The sequence below is a fragment of the Pseudomonas sp. B21-048 genome (assembly GCF_024748615.1).
Lineage (GTDB): Bacteria > Pseudomonadota > Gammaproteobacteria > Pseudomonadales > Pseudomonadaceae > Aquipseudomonas.
In genome coordinates this window covers 1,612,847-1,633,994 of the sequence record NZ_CP087168.1, presented here as the reverse complement: position 1 = coordinate 1,633,994, position 21,148 = coordinate 1,612,847, and the positions used below count along the sequence as shown (strand labels likewise).

The window sequence follows — 21,148 nt, the reverse complement described above, 5'->3', positions numbered from 1 at the left end:
GGGGCGGGCGTCCAGTATGTGTTCGCGCATCGCCAATTATCGTCTGGTGTTACGAATGTGCGGCCAATGCAATTCCATTCGAGAGTTAGGAGCATGATTGTGAAAGTGCCATTTCTTGATGTCCGCAACGCCTATCTCGAGCTCAAGCCCGAACTCGATGAGGCGGTCGCGCGGGCTCTCAATTCTGGGTGGTATATCTTCGGGGAAGAAGTTACCCAATTCGAGAAATCTTTTGCCGACTATGCGGGCGCCCGTTTTGCGATCGGGCTCGGCAACGGGCTCGACGCCTTGCGTATCACCTTGATGGCGATGGGCGTGTCCGAAGGGGACGAAGTCATCGTGCCGTCCAATACCTATATTGCTACCTGGCTCGCCGTGACACAGTGCGGAGCACGACCCGTGCCTGTCGAGCCCGACGTCGACACCCTCAATATCGATCCACAACGCATTGAGCAGGCCATGACCAGTAAGACCAAGGTCATTCTGCCCGTTCATCTGTATGGGCAGCCTGCAGCAATGGGGCCGATCCTCGAACTGGCCCGCCACAAGGGGGTTCAGGTCCTCGAGGATGGCGCACAGGCGCACGGCGCACGTTATCGTGGTACGCGCATCGGCGGGCACGGAGATGCCGTGGCGTGGAGCTTCTATCCCGGCAAGAATCTCGGCGCGTTCGGTGACGGGGGCGGTGTCACTACCAACGACGCCGAACTCGCAGAGCGAATTCGGACGATTGCAAACTATGGTTCTAAAGTTAAATACGTCAATGAGGTTTGTGGCCTAAACAGCCGGCTCGACCCGATCCACGCCGCGGCACTGGCCGTCAAGCTGCCGCTCCTCGACGAATGGAACGCGCGTCGTGGGGAGATTGCCGCCTATTACCGGAAGCACTTGCAAAACACCGGTGTGAGGGTGCCGACTCCGCAACCGGATTGCACGTCGTCGTGGCATCTGTTCCCCGTTTTTTCGCAGCGGCGTGATGCTTTGCATGCGAGGCTGAAGGAGGCCGGTATTGAAACGCTGATTCATTACCCGATTCCTCCTCATATGCAGCAGGCTTACCAGTTTCTTGGTTTCGAAAAGGGCGCTTTCCCCATTGCGGAGGCACTGGCCGAGACTGAGCTCAGTCTACCGATCGGGCCACACATGCCCCTCGAGCACGCGGCTTACGTTTGTGAAACTATTGCGAGTTTCCAGTAATGAATGATTTCGATCTCGCCCGCTTGCAAGAAACGGTTGTGGAATATATTTGCCGATCGCAATACGGCGATGCGATGGCGTGCATCAAGTCATTTGCCGAGCAAGTCATCAACGATCCGGCGTCGATTGGTGTTGTGTTCGCGAGCCGCGAGCTCGATGCGCTGTGCCGAATGCTAGCCGATGCCTACTACTACTATGCCGATCGTTGCCATGTGCCCGAGAGGGAAGGCCAGGGCACCGTCATTCTGGTGTCCGAACTGGTCAGGGCCGGAGGGCATACCGAACTAATCAAGGACTATCTGGCTCTCGGACTGTTCGAGAGTCCGGTTCGCGTCGCCATGACCGATCTGTTCAATCGTATCGATCACGCCTCGATTAACGAGTGGGAGTCTCTGCTCGGCTGCGAAGTCTTCGTTGTGACCGAAACCGGGCTCGATGGCAAACTCGATGCCCTGACCGCGCGGCTTGGCGAGTGGAATCCTTCCACCGTTTTGACCCTCGGTCACAATCAGGACATCGTGTGCATCGTGGCGGCCCACGCCCCTGGCATCAGGAACCGCTATTACATTCACCATGGCGATCACCATCTGTCTCTTGGTGTGACTTGCGAAGCGTTTCAGCATGTCGACTTGCACAACATGTCATATGAGTTGTGCAAAAACGAGATTGGAGTCGTGCAACAGCTTTATTGGCCGATCAGCGCTGTCCGTACATCCCAAATCAAAACCCGATTCCTCGACCGAGGGGTCTTGACGACCTGCTCATGCGGTCGAATGTCCAAGTTCGAATCGGGATCATACGCGGTGCGCTATGAACGTGCAGTGGCTTGCATCCTAAAAGCCTCGCGCGGATACCATGTGCATATAGGGGAATTGTCCGATGAATTTCTGCAGAAAATCCACGAGGAACTCGATGCTGAGAACGTAAGCCATGACCGGTTCATTCATATACCGTGGGTCGCTTCACTCTCTCGGGCGCTGATCGAAAACGCGGTGGATGTATATGTTTCTTCTTTCCCGCTTGGAGGTGGCAAATCGTTAATCGAAGCGATGTCGATCGGGGTGCCTGTCCTTACTCACGAATCATATCGCTCCCGTTATCACGCCGGATCCGATCTTGCTTATCCTGATAGCTATACCTGGAGTCAATATGAAGAACTCGGTCGGATTTTCAAGCAGTGGGACCAGCCGTTGTTGAAACAGCACGCCGCATTCGCACTGCAGCATTTTGAGCGTTACTACTCGCAAGAAGCTTTTTTGAAAGCTTTTGCCAGCGGGCTGGACAGTGCTGCCCTTGTTCCGCCATTGCATGCGTATCACAGAAACCAGCTGCAGAATCACCTGGATATAAAACGCCAGAGAGTGCAAGAAATCGGGCGTTTGATATCTGAAGAGCACTCTGAGACGATCGCAGGGCTACAAGCGGTGATAGAGCAGCTGACACAGGAGAAGCTTGCGTTGGAAGTATCAGTCATGACTCAACGACAGAATGAGGGCGCTCCAGGATCGTGGAAAAGAAAGATCAGAAAGATCGCTGCCGTGATACTTGCTAAGTAAAGTTCAGTTGCTTTGCTTCGATAGAATCGACACATGCTATTTGCAAAATCGGCGGCATGACTTCGCTTCCTAATCTCGACCACTTTAACCCTGAACAACTGCGCGCTCTGGCGGCGCAGCTGATGCAGCGTGTCGAGAATCTCGCATCAGGGCAAAAATCAGAGAGCAGAAGCAGCCTGTACGTATAAGTGATGTTCCATGACACTGATAAGGAAGAACAGCTTTTCCGAAGCCGCCTCCCAAACCTGAGTCATGGGACAACTCGGCCGAAAATGTGCCTGTTACAGAGCGTGTAACAATCAAGGTTCGAGGCGACGCTGCTGGTAAATCAAGTCGACGATTTCACCATCCGGGGCGTAACCACTGACAGTGTCACGCAGAAGTTGGCGAACCCGCGAATAATCATCCCGCTCAACGGCAGACAGCAACTCCATCAAGTTGTGCTTGAGCACTTCCCAAGGCAAATGATCCTCTTTGGCGCTCATGATCATCGGGTGCCGGGTAGCGGACACGTTGTCGCCGATCAGCAACTCTTCGTAAAGCTTTTCCCCGGGACGCAGCCCAGTGAACTCGATGGCAATATCGCCTTGCGGATTTTTCTCCGAGCGAATGCTCAAGCCAGACAGGTGAATCATCTTCTCCGCCAGCTCAATGATCTTGACCGGCTCGCCCATGTCCAGCACAAACACATCACCACCCTGCCCCATTGAGCCGGCCTGTATTACCAGTTGTGCCGCCTCGGGAATGGTCATGAAGTAACGGGTAATTTTCGGGTGGGTAACCGTCAAAGGCCCGCCCGACTTGATCTGGCTGTGGAAAAGCGGAATAACCGATCCCGATGAGCCCAACACATTACCGAACCGGACCATGGTGAAACGGGTCTTGTTGACCCGGGACACATTGGACTTGTCCCCGAATAACACCGGCGCCAACTCACGACTGAGGGCCTGCAAGGTCAACTCGGCCAGCCGTTTGGTGCTACCCATGACATTGGTCGGGCGTACGGCCTTATCGGTCGAGATCAGCACAAAGTTTGCAACACCCGCCTCCAATGCAGCCTGAGCGGTATTGAGCGTCCCGATCACATTGTTCAGCACACCTTCGGCAATGTTGTGCTCAACCATCGGCACGTGCTTATAGGCCGCCGCGTGGTAAACCGTGTCCACATTCCAGGTCTTCATCACATCCAGAAGTTTATGGGGATGACGAATCGACCCCAGTATCGGCAACAACCGGACAGGCAACGACTCACGAGCAATACGATGCTCGAGCTCGGACAAAATGCTGTAGAGATTGAATTCGCTATGATCGAACAACAACAGCGTGGTCGGTCCCAGGGAGAAAATCTGCCGACAAAGCTCGGAACCGATCGAACCGCCCGCCCCCGTCACCAAAACCGTCTTGCCCTTGACACATCGAGCCAACAAATCAGGCTGCGCTGGCACCGAATCCCGCCCCAACAGGTCAGCAATGTCGACTTCCTGAATGTCGTCCACCTTGACCCGACCACTGGCCAAATCAGTGAAATTCGGAACACTGCGCACATGGAGCGGGAAGTCCTCCAGAAAATTGAGAATCTCCCTACGCCGCGCACGAGTCGAAGACGGCAACGCCAGAAGGATTTCCTGAGCGCCAGTCACGTCGATCATCTGCTGAATATGCTTGGGCTTAAAGACCTGCAACCCAGCAATCGAACGATCCGCGATAGAGGAATCGTCATCGATAAACGCCACAGGACGCATCACGCGCCCCATGCGCAACGCTGCAACCAACTGGTTGCCCGCGACGCCAGCGCCGTAAATGGCGACCTTGGTCAAACCATCGTCTCGATTGACAAACGGTACATGCTGCGCAGCGGTGAACCAATCGCCCATGAAATACTGCCGCATGCACAGACGCAGGCCGCCAATGATTACCAGGCTTAGCCACCAATAATTGAAGATGATGGAGCGCGGCACCACGACTTCGTGCCCGCTGTACCAGTAGACCACCACGGCGAGGATCAGCGAGGACAGACTGACTGCCTTGACGATGGCAATCAGCGCGTCATTGCCGAAGTAGCGCATGACGGCGCGGTACATGCCAAAGCGTACGAAAAGGGGAATGGCAATAATCGAGGCACTGACGAACAGCCAGAAATGCAACTTTAGCGGATTGTACATGTCGTCGATGCCGAGGCGGACGATAAAGGCCAGCCACAAGGCGACCCACACCAAAACCACATCGGTGGCGACCTGTATCAGTCTTTTTTGCCTACGAGGCAAACCCAGCAAAATTCTTCGTACTTTATCCATTCAAACTTTCGAGCACGCAGCCCCCTCCTTTTTACGCGGTCGTTGATCAGCATTGTAACCTCAACGAGGACGAGATCGCCCAATACTTGCACATGGCAGGGTCCAGGAAGGAGCATTTAACTGAAAGCGCCGCTATAATTCGCCCCACTGACCGGCCTGCCCGACAGACAACGCACGGAGGCGAAACTCGCTTGAAAACCACGAAACGTTGCTGCCGCGAAACTGTTCATCGGCAACCATTAGCTAATCGCTCCGCCCGCTTCCGAGCAGGCGATTTATTGGAGCGCTGACGATCAGACGCCGTCACTTAACCCAAAATGCGCTTCTGGAGTGAGGGAAATTTCTTGGGAGTTCTCCTCTGACCGTGGGATGATAGAGAAAGTGCGAATCATCTGACAGAGATTTTATTCATGATCGCTAGCACACCCGACCCACTCGACACAAGCACTTCTTTTTTAACGAATAGCTCAAGCTTGGCATGATAGCGAGCGCGCGCCATACGAAATAGCTGCAGACTTTATTCTCCATCCTTGCAACAGGGGGAGGCACTCTACGCGGAGTAGATCCCGCGATCGTGAAAAACTGGAAACTAGACGGGATGGAAAAAGTGACACTCCCCCCTCCTACAAGATTACAATCATTGACTGTTTTGACAACCCGGTGTTTCGAATGCTAAACAACTCAATTACCGTCGCCATGGCAGATATAGCGACGGCTGTAAAGCGCTATTCGCTGGTAGGCATGCTCGGATGGCAGGATGTACGTCAACGGTATAGGCGCTCTGCTGTCGGACCGTTTTGGCTAACCATCAGCATGGGGGTTATGATTGGTACTATTGGCCTCGTATTTGGCCAAATATTTAACTCCCCCATGAAAGACTTTCTGCCATTTCTTGCAGCAGGTATGATTCTCTGGAGTTTTATTTCTACCTGCGTGTTAGAGGGCTGCACCAGCCTCATCGCCGCAGAAAGTATTATCAAACAACTCCCCATCCCATTATTCGTGCATATTTTACGCACAATATGGCGCAATACTTTGATCCTCGCGCACAATATCGTCATCTTCCCGCTTGTCCTGCTGGCTGTTCAGAAACCATTGGGTCTTGGAGCACTGTTGAGTGTCCCGGGCTTTGCACTGCTTGTTCTCAATCTGGCATGGATCAGCTTGATATTGAGCCTTTTATGCGCGCGATATCGCGACCTCCCGCAGATCATTGCGAGCGTCTTGCAAATTGCCTTTTACTTGACGCCAATCATGTGGCTTCCAAGCCTGCTACCAGGACGAGCCGGCACCTATTTACTGGATTTGAACCCCATCTATCACCTCATACAAATCGTCAGGGCCCCCTTGCTCGGACAGGATGTGAGCACTGTTAGCTGGTGCGTGGCCGGGGGCATGGCTCTGTTTGGCTGGTGCATAGCGATCATCATCTATGGCCTCTATAAACGTCGCATTGCTTATTGGCTCTAAGAAGAAAACTATTATGGCTTGTATTGAATTTCATAACGCATGCGTTGATTTCCCTATCTATAACGCAAGTGCTCGCTCTCTGAAAAAGCGACTGATTCAAGTCGCTACAGGCGGCAAACTCAGTGCCAACGACCAAGGCCGAGTGATCGTCAGAGCACTGGAGGACCTTACTTTTTCTCTCAATGACGGAGACCGGGTTGGATTACTCGGTCATAACGGCGCTGGCAAAAGTACATTACTCAGACTGCTGAGCGGTGTATACGCCCCCTCCGCTGGCACCGCTAGTATCAGCGGCGAAGTCGCTTCCCTCATTGATATTTCATTAGGGATAGACCCGGAGGCATCCGGCAGGGAAAACATCTTCATGCGCGGCATCCTGCTTGGGATGACAAAAAGTGATATCGCAGAAAAACTCGACGAAATTATTGAGTTTTCAGAACTGGGTGACTTCATTGACATGCCGGTACGCACGTACTCTTCCGGCATGCACTTGCGCTTGGCCTTTGCGGTATCGACGACCATCAGACCTGAAATATTGATCATGGACGAATGGCTGTCGGTAGGGGACGAAGGCTTCAAGCACAAAGCAGAAGCTCGGATGAACGAACTGGTCCAAGCCACCAGCATTTTGGTGATAGCCAGCCACTCCCGTGATTTGGTGTTGCATACATGCAATCGGGTCATTTGGCTGGAGCACGGCAAAATAAAAATGGATTCGGACCCCGAAACAGTTACCCGAGCTTATTTTGGCCACTAATATTGTCGTTCGCGCCTGCAACCCTCATTAAGCTAATAACCGGTGAACTCATAAAGAATCTACTTTATCAAGTCAAGATAAACGTAGGTTCTGTATGAAAGTAGCCGCATAGCCATTGCAGCGTAAAAGCCAAAGCAACAAAGCCTCTTGCCAGCTACATCTTATGATGCGACCGACGTAAAAGCGGAAAAGGCTTATCTGTATCCACCCCCCCCAAAAAAAAATCTATCGATAGCCTCGCAATCCCGGTTGAACCGTTCATTGTGGTGAGGTTATTCACCCACCTGAGTTTTACGTGCTCGTCAACAAATCCGGTAATCGTGTGAAAATTTCCGCAGTGCGGAGAGAGACAACGCCACTGCAAGCCCCCCCCAAAGCTATCGGCCAAGGCTAGCCAAAACAAATAAATATGCCTATCATTCCGCACCTAAAGTTCAAACGATAAACATTCAAGGTCTGACATGTCAGCAAAATTGGAATACGGAAGCAATAGACTATTCCCTCTTGAAGCCTATAGAGGAATAGCTGCATTTATTGTGCTTGTTCACCATTTTTTTTTAGCGTTTTCTCCATACACAACAGGATTATCAGAGCAAACTCGAGACAAAGACAGCTTAATAGGGCAGCCATATTTTGCTCTTTTAAACGGCACAGCGGCTGTTGGTTTTTTCTTCACACTTTCCGGGTTTGTTTTGTGCTGGTCCTATTTTAATCATGAAAACCCGCAAAAACTTCTCCTTGCATTTCTTAAAAGATTTCCCAGACTGGCCGCCATCGTAACAATTACCACTGTCGTAAGTTACTGCTTATACGAGCTTGATTTTTATTACTTCCATGACGCCTCGCAACTTAGCTTGAGCCCATGGCTTGCGACATTTGCTCATGGATGGACGCCAGGGTTTGAGCCGAGCTTTTGGGAAGCTCTAACGCAGGGGATGACAACTTTTTTCACAGGCGAAGCCTTCTACAATACAAACCTTTGGACTATGAAAGCCGAGTTTTTCGGCAGCATGATTGTCTTTATGCTTGCATGCTTTATTTCCGTAATACTCGGATACCGCTATCTAATTTACGCCTTTATAATTATTTCAATATCAGCACTGTTCTATAGCGACTTCATATTCCCCTTTGTTGCCGGTACATTTCTTTCTGCCTATCTAGCGAAAAACAAAAAAGAAATCCCTTTCCCTGTCTCCATTGCGCTAATTATTTTTGGACTATACATGCTCGGTTATATGATCCCGGAAAAATCATACGCATGGGCTTCAGCCATCCCAATCATTATGAAAGTACACACCCAATCCCTACTCCACACACTTGGCTCCGCCTGCATAATATTCGCAACCATGACCAATCAAAAGGTGTTTAAAAACCTGAATGGAAAACTTTTAAGAGGCATCGGAAAAATTAGTTTCCCACTATATCTTGTCCATACTCTTGTGATCTGCTCGCTATCAAGCTACGCATATCTAAAACTTGCAAATCACGGAGTCAGCAATACATCAAGTTTAATTATCGTATTTATTGTCACGGCTACCACTTCAATAGCACTAGCAATACCACTCTCTCGTTTTGATGACTGGTGGGTTAAACAGGTTAATGCAACCACACTAAAACTCTTGAAAGAGAAAAAATTAGTCCTGAGCTCTACCCTATAAGACGCGCTTATCGATCACCGACAAATCAGGTACAGGCGCGTAAATAATCTTTCACGGATGACAGGAAACACAAAACAAGAACGCCGATTTGATTGATAATGTTCGCGGGTGCAAACATATCTAACAAATCGGCGCTCTTATACGTAATATTCCGGAAGGGCTTTTCTTTCGTCACAACCCAGCCGGATGGTGCCCCTCTACAGATTGATTTGACGCCTCATCCCCCCGCCTTTGAAGCCCCCCCCAAAGATCGTAACCGCCCCATAAGCTCATCTTCCAAGAAGTGGGCTTATGGAGTGTTTACATCGTTAAATCAATGTGCTTATTCCGGATTATCCAATAACCAAGCAGCAAAGCGTTCCAATCCATGATCGAAACTCACGAAAGGGACCCACCCCAAACCCAAAGATTGTTTGGCGCGCTCGATATCCAGGACACTGACAGGCACGTCAAATCCGCGACCCGACAAGTACTCACGACTGGTATTTCGCCGCGTGACTCTCTCGATCGCGTCAAGAACCTCATTGAGACTATGTCCGCGCCCTGAACCGATATTGAACACATGCTCTTCACCGGATTGCGCTGACGATGCCAACAACGCTCTCACCACATCAGAGACATGAATGTAGTCGCGTACAACCGTGCCATCGCCCCAAATCTCAACCGTCTCGCCACGCAGGACCTTGCCAAGGAATACGGCAACCGCGCCTTGGCTAGCATAGGTGCGCTGCCCCTCACCAAAGGGGTTTGCAAGACGTAGAACAGTATAATCAAGGCCGTATAAGCGATGGAAAAGCGCCAAATACTTCTCGATCGCTAACTTGGCAATTCCATAGGAACAGGCCGGGTCAGTAGCATGGGTTTCTGGAATAGGTACTTGCGTCGGGTCTCCATACACCGTGCCGCCGGAGGAGATAAAAACAATCTTCCTCAGCCCGGACTTCACCGCGAGGTTCAGCAGCCGGATGGTCGCAACGACATTGCTCTCCACATCGAAGACGGGATCAGCATTTGAAGACTTGGGGAGGGTAGTAGACACCAGGTGATAGCAAACATCGCAACCTTCCAATGCCTTGGCGACTTCGGCCTCACTGGTGAAGTCTCCTTCGCAAAGCTCGAAATTAGGATGACTGAAGTGGGATTCACCCAACGGCACCACATTGGGACGATCGAAACAGCGCACAAAATGCCCCTGATCAAGCAATGCGTCTATCAAGTGGGTGCCTATGAAACCACGCCCCCCCAAAACCAGGGATCGCTTAACGGGATTAGGGGAAGTGTTCTCGGAATTATTCAACGTTGCCCTCCAGCGCTTGATATGGTTGAAACTGCCGCCTTGTGCAGCAGCAGACAAGGCGGGCGTGACCTGCCCCATCCTTGGCAACCATTGCAACGACCTACACTTTATTATTTAAAGGAACACACTGTGACGGCTAATGATACGTCAAGAGAGGCGGCTTACCAAATTGCCGGAGACGACCGTCTCGCTCTCAGTGCAGGCCTGGCAATCAGCCGGACCGGCCCTGTGAGCCCTCCCCTTAACGCTAGCTGTCCTGCTTACAGCAAGTCCGGCTACAGGTCCTGGACAGTCATGCCAGAGCCTTCGGCCTTCGCCGACTCCGCCCTGCGCTGCTGAATGTCACGCTCGAACAAACGAAGATATTGAGAGGCAACGGCGTCAATTCGATATCGACTGGAAACGTCTTTCACCAAGCCGACGGCTTCCTGGTATTTCCGTTCATCTGTCGCGAACGCTGCAATGACGCGGGCCGTGCTCTCGATTGGGACGACCCAATCTTCCAACTCGATAATCTCCCCGGCAACGCCGCTCTCGATCGTCAACATGTTTTTGATGTCGCCTACGTCTGTGGCAATGTATGGCTTGCCGGCAAACAGACAATCGACAATGGTCAGAGGGAAACTCTCGGACCTGAAGGTCGATAACATGATGCCCATGTCCGCGGCAGCATAATGGCCTACGGAGTTATCACTAAAGCCAGCCAGGTAAACGAAGTCCGGCGCACCTGCTTGACAGTACTCATCGTACACCAGGCCATTACCAACCAATATAATACGGATGTCCCGGCCGGAAAGTGATCGCGCAAGTTCTACTGCCTGGATAGCTTCGCCCCAGCCTTTATCGGGAATTGCCCGACTGACACAACACAATACAAAAGCATCTTCCGGTATACCCATCTGCACGCGCGAGATTGGAACGATTTCCGGTGGCTGCAACCCGTTAGGAACCTTGACGAAACGGGGAGAAGACTTGTCGTACAGTGAAATGTCCGAGAAAGGAACAAGATTCTTCTCAGCGGTGTAGACCCATGTACTGACACCTTTGTCAGCAATGCGCAACTGTTCATCAGTCACTCCATTGCCATGTTCAATCATCCCGTGCAGAGCAGCCACATGGGCGCCAAGCTCGGAAAAAACATCCGGGACATCGACCGGGTACTTCTGAACGTACCACTGGTGGCTATTAAGTGCTTCAATTCCGAAATCATGAATGATCGCTTTCACTGATTCGATATTCGACGTCTCGATCACCGGCACGTCATTTCTCAGCATTTTGCGAACCCCGTCTTCGCGTTTTGGTATCCCGGCGCTAAACAAGGAAACGGAAATACCTTGGCGCTTAAACTCGTTTGCCAGTCGAATCGGAAGAATTTCGGCACCGCCCGGATAGAAGCCGATGGTCGAAACCATCACGTTCGGCAGTCGATCAGCCCTTGCACGAACAATCGAATCATGGTCGTACCAGCGTAAAAACTCTTCTGCGGAACCCCCGACATAGTGGTCATACAGCTTCTTGCTGGATTCCTCACAAGCCTCAAGCACCGACATCGGAACATTGTAGAGGGACTGGATCGTTCTGTTCGCCACCCCGAGTTCGCGATAAAAGACCTCTTTGCGATAAGTGGTGTTGGCAGTACTTGCATAATGTCGACGGAAAAAGTTTGTACCCTCAGTGGAGTAAGCAATCTTTCCGCCGCGCAGGATATGCAAATAGAAGACCCAGTCACCGGCAACTTTCATTGACAGCCACGACTGGTCATCCAACAGTGGCATATCAACGGGACGCTTGAAAATTACGCCACTGGCATTAGGTATTGTATTTTTAATACCCAACGCCGAGCGCACTTCGTTATGCGCCGTGCTTACATAGGAACCCGCCCATTTATTCGCACAATCCAGATCACTTACATAGTTAAGGAACTGGTCCGGCATAACCACTTCGTCCGTGGTTACGAACTCACATTTCGAGTACGCAAGCATGACCGCTTCATCATCAAAACAACTAACAAGCGCCGCCAGGAAACGCTCATCACAGTAATCATCGCTTTCAGCGACCCATACCAGGTCACCTGTGGCCGCCTTGATTCCCTTAGCCCACTGATGAAAAACGCCACCCGAGTTCGTCTCATTGAACAACAAGCGCGTTATATCTGGGTACTTTTCCGCATAACCAGTTAACACCGAACGGCTATCATCAGTCGAACAGTCATCCATCAGGATGACTTCTATATTCTTGTAAGTCTGCCCATAAATACTATCCAGCCGACGAGCGAGATAGCTCTCATGATTATAATTTGGAACAATTACCGAAATTTTTGGCATAACGACACTGGAATCAATATCCAGCAGAGCGCGTGTTGTTTCGTTCAATCGACCAAAACCAGTGATACTGTCCGGCTCAAGGTAAAGTCCTTCCTGCCAATTGTTCCAGGCATTCACGAACAGCAGACGGCGATCCTCGGGGAGAGCCTTTCTCGCGCCCCTGATCGCCGCGTCAAGCCAACGCCCATAGTCACGAATGTGAAAGCGCGAATAAACCAGAGGAGAATATTGCTTAAGCGCAGTTTCATCACGCCCTAATGAAATAGCGTGGAAAACCGGAGTAGCACGAAGATGTGCTTTCTGTGCTCGCACGATCCCTTGCGAAGCAACAAGATTATACGGAACGGTATCTATTCCATTCTTGTTTTGCGGTGGAAATACGCCAGTTTCGCCCGGCACAGGATCTGCAGAAAGATCAAGCGCGGCGTCACACAAACCATCCAGGTCCTGCGCCAACTCTTCCGAACCCGCGAAACCAAACTGAGCAATCAGGTACACGCCATCACACAGTTCATCCAATCGCTCACGGAGCTTGCGAATTGAATCAACTATGTCTTCGTCGTATTCATTGAGCTTAACCACGATGACGGGTCGCTCATCAACCTGCACACATCGCTTATCAGCCAGAACTGCAACGACAGGCGTAATCAAGTTGTTCGACAGACCGTCCTGATGCAAATCTATTTGAATGCAGAAATTAAAGTCGATTTCCGTATGGGCAAGAAAGGTATCCAGAGGCTGTGGCGACGCTTGCGCAACCGAATCTGCACTCAGCTTGAAACAAAAGCCGAAAAAGCCATGACTCTTGGCACTGAGTGCCTGCTGGGTGAGCACACTCCCGTCCAACGAATCATACAACCCAAGCATCTTATCAGGGCGTGATCGCTGCGGATTGCCCTTGGAAGCGAATCTGGCACTACGCAACGCCTCCCAGTCAGGCGATACATAGAACGCGAGCAACTTGATGTCGCTGTTAACTTCACCAAAACGGATGTCGTTTTCGTGATTAATGAGCGCGTCCGGTACCGCTATTCTATGCTCTGCCGCGCCAGTGACAATGTAATGCCAAAGCGGGTTGAGACCAATGTGTTGAATGTCTTTGTAAAGTGCGAGGTAGGCGCGGGTATCAAAGTCCATGGACGGATTTTTACCTTCGCGCCAGCCCTGTTCAGAGTAGTGCCTGAGCGGATCTACCGAGACCTGTGGTACATCGCTGTACATTGCAAGGTAGTACTTCTCGTCGAACAATCCTGACTTTTTGACGACTTCGATCTGTGCCTCAAGCACAGCCTTGAGTACCGGTATCGGTGTATATTCACCATACGGCTTGAAAACCGCATTACGCCCGACGGGACGACGCTTGACCGCCGTCATTTCGCAAATGCGAGCTGGCAATCTGACTGGACGACCTTCGAGCTGGCCACATTGAATGTAGTGAAGCAGCGGATGTACCTGAGCCTCGGCAACATCAGGGTTGGCCAACAGATAATCCGAAGGACTGAAAGCGGCGCAAGGATTGCGATTTTCTATCCAACCCTTGAGCATGTAGTGCTTGAGTGGATCAGTGCCTTTTGCACGCACATCTGCATTACTGGCAAGGTAATAATCCGGATCAAACAACCCGCTTTCGTGAATCTCACGAAGAGTGTTTTCGTTATACAGCTCTCGACGACGCCTTAACGAGTCGAGTACTTTACTCCATGTCAGCGTTCTGACGTTATGGACGGACTCTCGCACAAACCCTGAAACTATTCGCACAGGCGAGGTTAAACGCCAGGAATGCGAAAAGAGTAATGCATGGAATTCCTGCTGCATCTTGAGCAGATCAGCCTTCAGACTGATACCCTCTTTTTCGTGATCAACCAAGACGGCTTTGAGGTCGACTAACTGCCTGTTGAGCACACCCACAGATTGCTCAAGACTGGCAATATGTCGGTCGCGCTTAACCAAAGAACCCATGAGCTCTTTTAACTGCGATTCACGTTCAAACAGGGTCGGATTCAATGACGCAATTCGCTGATTAAAATCCTCGACCTGTTGAGTCAAGTCCTGGATTTTAAGGGCGCGCGCATCTATTTGTTGACGACTTTCCCGAATCAGCCTGGCCGCGTCAAACGCGAGATCCAACTGCTCTACCGAAAACGCTTCTGTACGTTCTGGTACCTGCCCGTCATATTCGAAAACATCAAAATCTTCGGCATACAACTCTTTAATCAAGCTCGCACTTCGTTCCGTTATAAAATCAGGAAGGAAGGGAATGATATTTTCACTTGGCGAAGGTTCTGCAAAAGGATCGGTGGTCTGCTCACCGAAGTGCTCCGATAATGCTTTATGGAGTCCAGAGGAATTTTCAATTTTGACCAACAAGGAATAATTGATCAAATCCGGACGCAATAGCGTGGCTTGAGGCGCCCAAAAATCCTTCTCAGGTGAAGATGCGCGATTGCTTGCGAGATACTCCAGAAACGCCTCAAAAGCCGAAGCAACATCCGCTACGCTTTTTACCGGCAGCTGTAACAACTCAAACTTTGGATACGATGCGACCTGCTGTGGATCTTGCAACAGTATTTTCGACTGCCATGCAGAGAAGATACGCTTGTATGGGTTTCGTACGGCGGCAAATCGAAAATATGTATCAGAGAGAAGGGATTCCAAAAGGTCGTCTATTTCCAGCCCGCTGACATGAGGCGCAACCTTGTGAAACTCGTGAACAACTTGATCAGAAGTGCTTCCCGCCGCCTCACCGACTCCACGCAAGGCCTGCGAACAACCTTCCAGTGACGCAAACCACCACTTCAGGGAAGTACTCGCAACCTTGGGGGCACTAACGTATAAAACCTTGTACTTCTCGGAACGGAAACTGTTCCACTTGAGATAGTCGAAGACTTTTTGTTTGTCCACTGATGACAAATCACTAATATTTAGCATATGCGTCAAAAAATCCTATGGGCATGCTGACTCTCAGCAACGCACTTCCAAACGAGTAAATTATCTGCACTAATACGAACACCCTGTAAGACGGCTACAACCATAGCCCTACAAAAAAGGGTAACACTTGCAAATGACCACTCCCTGGTTCCAGCGACGACTATACGTCGACGACGTTAGCCCCCTTGGGCCGAGTGAACCACAAACGCGGTCACCGACTCGGAGCAGACAAGCGCGAAACCAACCAAAACTGATTTATAACATTTTTTGGTCTTAACATTCAAAATAGCTCCGAAATATCGGGTTCCTTACCTATGGCCTAGCCGCAGCGCCCAACAAAAAAGGCTCAAGCCCCTACCGCCAAGAGCGAAAAACACCTCAAACCCAGTCACGTACACGGTGGACTGAATCGTTGACGGACACAGGACGGGCACCGCTCAAAACCATCCTGGCCCAGGCCTGCGCCCCTCCCGAAACAGCTTGATTTGCTTATTTAAAGGGCTGCCCCATCCGTCTGGAAAAAACCAGAATATTGAGGAGCAAAAAACCAATAAAGAGTCAACAAGCCGTATACAAAACCAACCACTTACTAACAAGCCAGAGCTACATCAGTAGAGAAATACAAAAAAAGAGCCACTCACACAGAATGACTCAATTCACAAAACTCAATACCCAAAACCGCTAAAGCACGAACTCAGGTATAACTCTTACACGTTTTCACTGCATGATTCTTGGCAATATAATAAGCTTCATGCAACTGCATATGCCGTTCCACCCTTACAGTGGGGTCACCAGGAGTTCTAAACAAAGACGTTGTTTTTGGCACATAAACGAACTTATTGCCATAACCATACCGCAACCAAAGGTTCCAGTCCTCGAGACTGCTCATATCGGTTTGAAATCCACCTCGTTGCAAGTAGAGATCCTTTTGAAAAAGGAGAGACTGGATCGCTATATAGTTGTGATCCAGCAGAACCTCATAGTCATATTCTTGCTTGAGAATCGGAGGTACAGCATGGCTAACCTCAAAATATTGCTCTTCCACGCCACTGACAACAGTACCGACTTCCAGCGCCAATGAGTAGGCTGCTACCGCATCAGAATTTTTCGCCACCGCACCAACAAGCACCTCGACATGATCCGCAAAAAGCAAATCATCATCATCGAGAAACATGCAATATTTTCCGGCTGCCTTTTCCAAACCATAATTACCGGTCACCGAACGACCGACCTTATCGAGGGAGTAGTAACTAACACTCATTCCCTCCGGAAATTCAAAATCAGCCACAACCGAGCTCATCGTAGAACCGCCATCCTCAACGACTATTAACTCGATATTCGGATACGTCTGATTAAGCACTGACATCATGGACTGCCTGAGAAACTCTCCTCGATTCTTGTAAGTTCGAGTAACCACAGTAACAAGAGGGTAATCGGTTAATGGCTCACCCACCTCCCAGAACGCCCCATCCCTGATCATTTCATAATCAAAGCCCCTGAAAGGGAAATAGCAGTTTTCACTCGGTCCCTTGCCCCGCATAAAATACCGAGCCTTCTTGAATATCACACCGAAGTTTCTGAACACATCCCGACGGGCGCCAGCATAGGGTTCTGGACGGAGCAAAAGCAGACACTGCAAGATAAAGCCACCCACTCTATCGCTCAAATTCCCATAGCGTAGCCTGATATAAGCATTGGCCAGCGTGCTGCCGGTATACTGAATCGGTTTTATATGATGCTCATGCTCATAGGTATAGTGATAGACGACGGCGGACGGGCAATACTTGAGTTGGTATCCATAGGACCTGAAGCGATAGGAAAGCTCGACGTCTTCGCCATACATGAAGATCTCGCGCTCGTAGCCACCGACTTCAACGTAAGCCGACCTTCTTACAAGTACGCAAGCATGGGACGACCAGTTGGTTTCCAACGTTACCGGATCATAATATTTAGGGTGCTCATAAGGTGCCTGCCTCAACTCCCAGGATGCCACCTCAGCCTTGGCATCAGCCAAAGCAGCGGCCACCACTCTGGTTATAGAGTCTTTGGCAAAAACGATATCCACATTACTAACAAGAAAATACTCAGAGTGTCCTTTACGGATTGCCTCTTCATGCCCGGCACCGAACCCGACATTGTCGCCTTCCATAATGTCGAAACCAGCCACTTCCTGATCAAGCAATGCCTGCCAACGCTGCAATGCTTCGAGGGTGCTGTCCGAAGATCCATTATCAACAAAGAACATATTCAATTTGCTGAGCGGGTAACTTTGCGCCCTTAACGATTCAAAAAAACCATCAACCCACTTGCCACTATTGAATGTCACCACCGACACATCAATAACTGGTTGCGCCTGGGCGATCGACGAGTTCTGAAACCGTGAGAAACGACGATTCAATATAGCCTGTATAGCCTTGGTATTATTTCTCGAATAAATCACTAACATTATGTTTTCGCGCAAACGCTTGAAAAACAGATGTATACGAACACGAATCCACACAAGGAAAGGAAACTTTTGGTAAAAGGGCCGAATAAACGCTTTAGACCTGGCCAAAAAAGAGCGTAGCCCTCGAGAAAAACGCATTACGACTTGCCAAATCTTTGAAGCAACCATACTAAATAAACCACTCATTAAATCGAACCCCCTAACCAATGCAACTTAGCGACCTGCAAATATCACAACATCAGCGGCAGGTACATTCTCTTTACAAGAGAGGCGACCATGCAAACTTGTGTTGATATGTGTTTCTGACGCTTTTTAATTACACTACTTGCTCCGACTCTCCAGCTTTGTAGGTGCATGCGATAAATAGCAGTGGAGCATAAGCTACGACCATACCAAAAAATCCGGAAATCCATCCACTTGCTACAGCGATCGATAACGGCATGAGCCATACAAAATTGATAGTGATCGATGCCAGCACTACTGTTTTATGGCTACGGTGCTTGCGAGAGGCATATTGGTAACCATGACTGCGGTGGGCTTCATATACTTTTTCACCTCGCAAAAGCCGGCGCATCAGGGTCCACGTCGCATCAACAATGAAAACGCCAAGCATGATCAACCAGCTCCAGAGCAACTCGGGCGACTTGGAGGCTGCCTCAATGGACATCCCTGCCAATACAATCCCCAAAAAACCACTGCCTGCGTCTCCCATGAAAATTTTCGCCGGCGGATAGTTCCAACAGAGAAAACCCGCGACCGCTGCCACCAGAGCCAGAGGCCCCCACGCCAGTTCGAGGTTTGCGCCAAACCAATAGACCAGCAACATTCCGAGGCAGACACTGATCGCTTCAGCACTTGCCAAGCCGTCAATGCCATCCATGAAGTTGTAAAGATTCAGCATCCAGACCAAATACAGCACAAACAAAATATTCCCAATCCACCCTGGATCAAGGGTGACACCAAAGAGCGTGACGCTAGGAGAGCCTCCCAGCCAATATAACGCCCATATTGAGGCAGCAAAATGGCCTAGTAGGCGCCACCTTGCAGCGATATGCCCGTGATCATCGGCAAAACCGATAAGCGCGACCAACAAGCCGCTCCCCAGCAAACCAACGAGCGTCGCCAGGCTCATCAAATCAAGCCCCCGAAGGATCAGAAGCGCCAACAGAAAGGCGACAACAATAGCTACACCTCCACCCCGAGGAGTAGGCACAGAGTGAGAGCTGCGCTCGTTTGGTGTATCCATCAAGCTATTGGCCAAAGCATAACGACGTAAAACAAGCGTCAGCCCCCAGGAAACAACGAATACTGCTAGTAGCAGCCACAAAAAAGTCATTTCGTCTGCGCGTCCAGATAGTGACCTGCGGTTTGGCGCATGGCTTCATCCATGTTGATGGGGGGGGTCCACCCCAATAATTCACGATTTTTGCTGATGTCGACCTGCAATGACCCGCAGATCCGTTGAGCAACGGATTGCTTTCTCAATGCCGAAGCCGCCACTACCAGCAACCACTTTGGCAATGGCAAGAGCCAGGCTTTTGTCCCGAGCGCATTGCCCAGGCGACGTAGTATTTCAGTTGTGGACAAGTCCTGGCCATCACTGACCAGAAAGGTTTGGTTCGCTGCGGCAGGATGATCGATACAGCTGATTACAAGGTCCACCAAGTTTCCGATCGCCACAAGGCTACGCTGATTCCGGACCGCTCCCAACGGTAACGGAATACCTTTGTTGAGCCAGCGCAGCATGCTCAGAAAATTGGCTTTAACCCCTGCCCCATAGATCAATGGCGGGCGAATAATCACCACTTCCATTCCAGTTTCACGAGCAAGTTGTCTCAGGCCTTGTTCAGCCTCGTGCTTGGACACGCCATAAGGATCCGCCGGGGCCGGAGTATCGTCAGCCTTGAACGGCTTGCCTGGCAGGGTGCTTTCGCCATTGACCTTGATCGAACTGATGAAGATGAAGCGTTTGACTCCCGATTCAGCGGCGCGCTTTGCCAACCGAAGAGTGCCCTCCACATTGACCTTGCGAAACTCGGCCAAGGCATCAGAAGCGATTTCGTTCATCACATGAACTCTGGCCGCCGCGTGGACGACCGCACTTACTTCCTTCAACTCAGACAAGGCTTCAGGATCATTCAGATCAAAGGGTACAACCGGGCATAAACCCTGTAACCGGGTGGGACTGCGAGCGGCTGCGATCGGAGCGAACTGTTTGTCCACCAACATCCTGAAAACCAGCGCCTCACCCACGAAACCGCCTGCCCCCGTGACCAATACCTTTGGGGCTGTCATTGAGCTTTGTTTCCTATCAACGCGGTGAACCAACAGATAAAAAAGAAGAAAATCTTGTCCCGTACCCGGCGCCTGCATTGCCAGGCACTGAAGGACAGTTTCATCAGTTCCGTACGCCGTAATTGCAGCAAGACGCCTTCAAAGGGCTTCGTCCCCTGCCCCACCAGATCTGCAATCAGGTGAACCTGACCGAACCACCAACCGTCATGAATGGTTTTGTAACGAGCGATCAACGGACTCAGGCCTGTGTTGGCACCGACCTGATTACGCTCGTGTTGCCGGTAATCCATGCTGGGTAACGGGTCGATATACCAACGGTAACCATAACTGCGCGCAAAGGCGTAGAAATACCAATCATGCAAAGTTACACCTTGCAGTTGCTGCCAGTTGGCGAGCATCGAGCCTTTCAAGGCTTCAATCAGGCTTTTTCTAAAAACATAGGTGCAGCCAGGCCCGGCTGCCTCGAACAAAAAATCCCAGGCGACCTGAGGCTGCGCCTTGTCCAGCAGCAGGGTTCTGCCGTTTGGCCAGAACGCCGTCACGTTACTGGAGTAGGCATCTACTCCTCGTGCCTGCAACACCTGGGTTGCTCTGTGCAGCTTATCGGGATACCAGATGTCGTCTTGGTCGGCAAAGGCGACGAAGTCGTAGCCATCGAAGTCAACGTCCCGGATCAACCGAAAGAAGTTGCGCGATGCTCCGCCGAAGCGGTCGGCATCCGGAAGCACTACAACTGCTGGATGCTCAGCCGCATAAGCTCTACACCACGCCTCGGTGCCGTCAGTAGAGGGGTCGATGCTAATGTACAGGGTAACGTCGACCGATAACTGGCCGAGAATCGAGACCAATTGCTCCTCAATCCACTGCATTCCGTTGTACGCAGCCAGCAAAACTGCAACCTTGGGATGTTTTACTGGCATGCTATT

The 21,148-nt window shown here is 50.7% G+C and carries 12 protein-coding genes; 5 read left to right on the top strand and 7 right to left on the bottom strand.

Annotated features, from left to right (window positions below):
- Positions 1-93 precede the first annotated feature (93 nt).
- Both LOY56_RS07415 and LOY56_RS07410 read left to right on the top strand, forming a co-directional pair.
- Positions 94-1,197, top strand: a complete 1,104-nt coding sequence (locus tag LOY56_RS07415) for a DegT/DnrJ/EryC1/StrS aminotransferase family protein (protein WP_258620798.1) — start codon at positions 94-96, stop codon at positions 1,195-1,197.
- Entirely contained in the window at positions 1,197-2,753 is a 1,557-nt protein-coding gene (locus LOY56_RS07410) for a glycosyltransferase family 4 protein (RefSeq protein WP_258620796.1), read from the top strand. Before LOY56_RS07415 ends, LOY56_RS07410 begins: the two co-directional genes overlap by 1 nt.
- 299 nt (positions 2,754-3,052) lie before the next feature.
- Here LOY56_RS07410 and LOY56_RS07405 read toward each other — a convergent pair whose 3' ends face one another.
- On the bottom strand, positions 3,053-5,047 hold the full coding sequence (locus LOY56_RS07405; RefSeq protein WP_258620795.1) for a nucleoside-diphosphate sugar epimerase/dehydratase: 1,995 nt from the start codon (positions 5,045-5,047) through the stop codon (positions 3,053-3,055).
- Between the two features lie 669 nt (positions 5,048-5,716).
- Here LOY56_RS07405 and LOY56_RS07400 point away from each other — a divergent pair.
- The 3 genes from LOY56_RS07400 (at position 5,717) to LOY56_RS07390 (ending at position 8,932) form a co-directional block, all read left to right on the top strand.
- Complete coding sequence (locus tag LOY56_RS07400) at positions 5,717-6,517, top strand: ABC transporter permease (RefSeq protein WP_258620793.1); 801 nt, start codon at positions 5,717-5,719, stop codon at positions 6,515-6,517.
- A 13-nt stretch (positions 6,518-6,530) separates the two neighbouring features.
- On the top strand, positions 6,531-7,274 hold the full coding sequence (locus LOY56_RS07395; RefSeq protein ID WP_258620791.1) for an ABC transporter ATP-binding protein: 744 nt from the start codon (positions 6,531-6,533) through the stop codon (positions 7,272-7,274).
- A 461-nt stretch (positions 7,275-7,735) separates the two neighbouring features.
- On the top strand, positions 7,736-8,932 hold the full coding sequence (locus tag LOY56_RS07390; RefSeq protein WP_258620789.1) for an acyltransferase: 1,197 nt from the start codon (positions 7,736-7,738) through the stop codon (positions 8,930-8,932).
- A gap of 322 nt (positions 8,933-9,254) precedes the next feature.
- Here the strand turns inward: LOY56_RS07390 and LOY56_RS07385 are convergent, their stop codons facing one another.
- The 6 genes from LOY56_RS07385 to LOY56_RS07360 all read right to left on the bottom strand — a co-directional run bounded on the left by LOY56_RS07385 (position 9,255) and on the right by LOY56_RS07360 (position 21,142).
- Positions 9,255-10,307, bottom strand: a complete 1,053-nt coding sequence (locus LOY56_RS07385; protein ID WP_258620787.1) for an NAD-dependent epimerase/dehydratase family protein — start codon at positions 10,305-10,307, stop codon at positions 9,255-9,257.
- Positions 10,308-10,504: 197 nt separating this feature from the next.
- Positions 10,505-15,481 carry a glycosyltransferase gene (locus LOY56_RS07380; RefSeq protein WP_258620785.1) on the bottom strand — a complete coding sequence of 1,659 codons (4,977 nt, stop codon included), beginning with the start codon at positions 15,479-15,481 and terminating at the stop codon, positions 10,505-10,507.
- A gap of 694 nt (positions 15,482-16,175) precedes the next feature.
- Positions 16,176-18,113: a glycosyltransferase family 2 protein gene (locus LOY56_RS07375; protein ID WP_258620783.1), complete on the bottom strand. Its 1,938-nt coding sequence runs from the start codon at positions 18,111-18,113 to the stop codon at positions 16,176-16,178.
- Between the two features lie 130 nt (positions 18,114-18,243).
- Positions 18,244-19,263, bottom strand: coding sequence for a glycosyltransferase family 4 protein (locus LOY56_RS07370; protein ID WP_258620781.1), 1,020 nt, complete (start codon positions 19,261-19,263; stop codon positions 18,244-18,246).
- A complete protein-coding gene (locus tag LOY56_RS07365) occupies positions 19,260-20,222 on the bottom strand; it encodes an SDR family oxidoreductase (RefSeq protein WP_258620780.1) in 963 nt (320 codons plus the stop codon). The genes LOY56_RS07370 and LOY56_RS07365 overlap by 4 nt, the downstream gene beginning before the upstream one ends.
- Positions 20,219-21,142: a glycosyltransferase family 2 protein gene (locus LOY56_RS07360; RefSeq protein ID WP_258620779.1), complete on the bottom strand. Its 924-nt coding sequence runs from the start codon at positions 21,140-21,142 to the stop codon at positions 20,219-20,221. Before LOY56_RS07360 ends, LOY56_RS07365 begins: the two co-directional genes overlap by 4 nt.
- Positions 21,143-21,148: the final 6 nt, after the last annotated feature.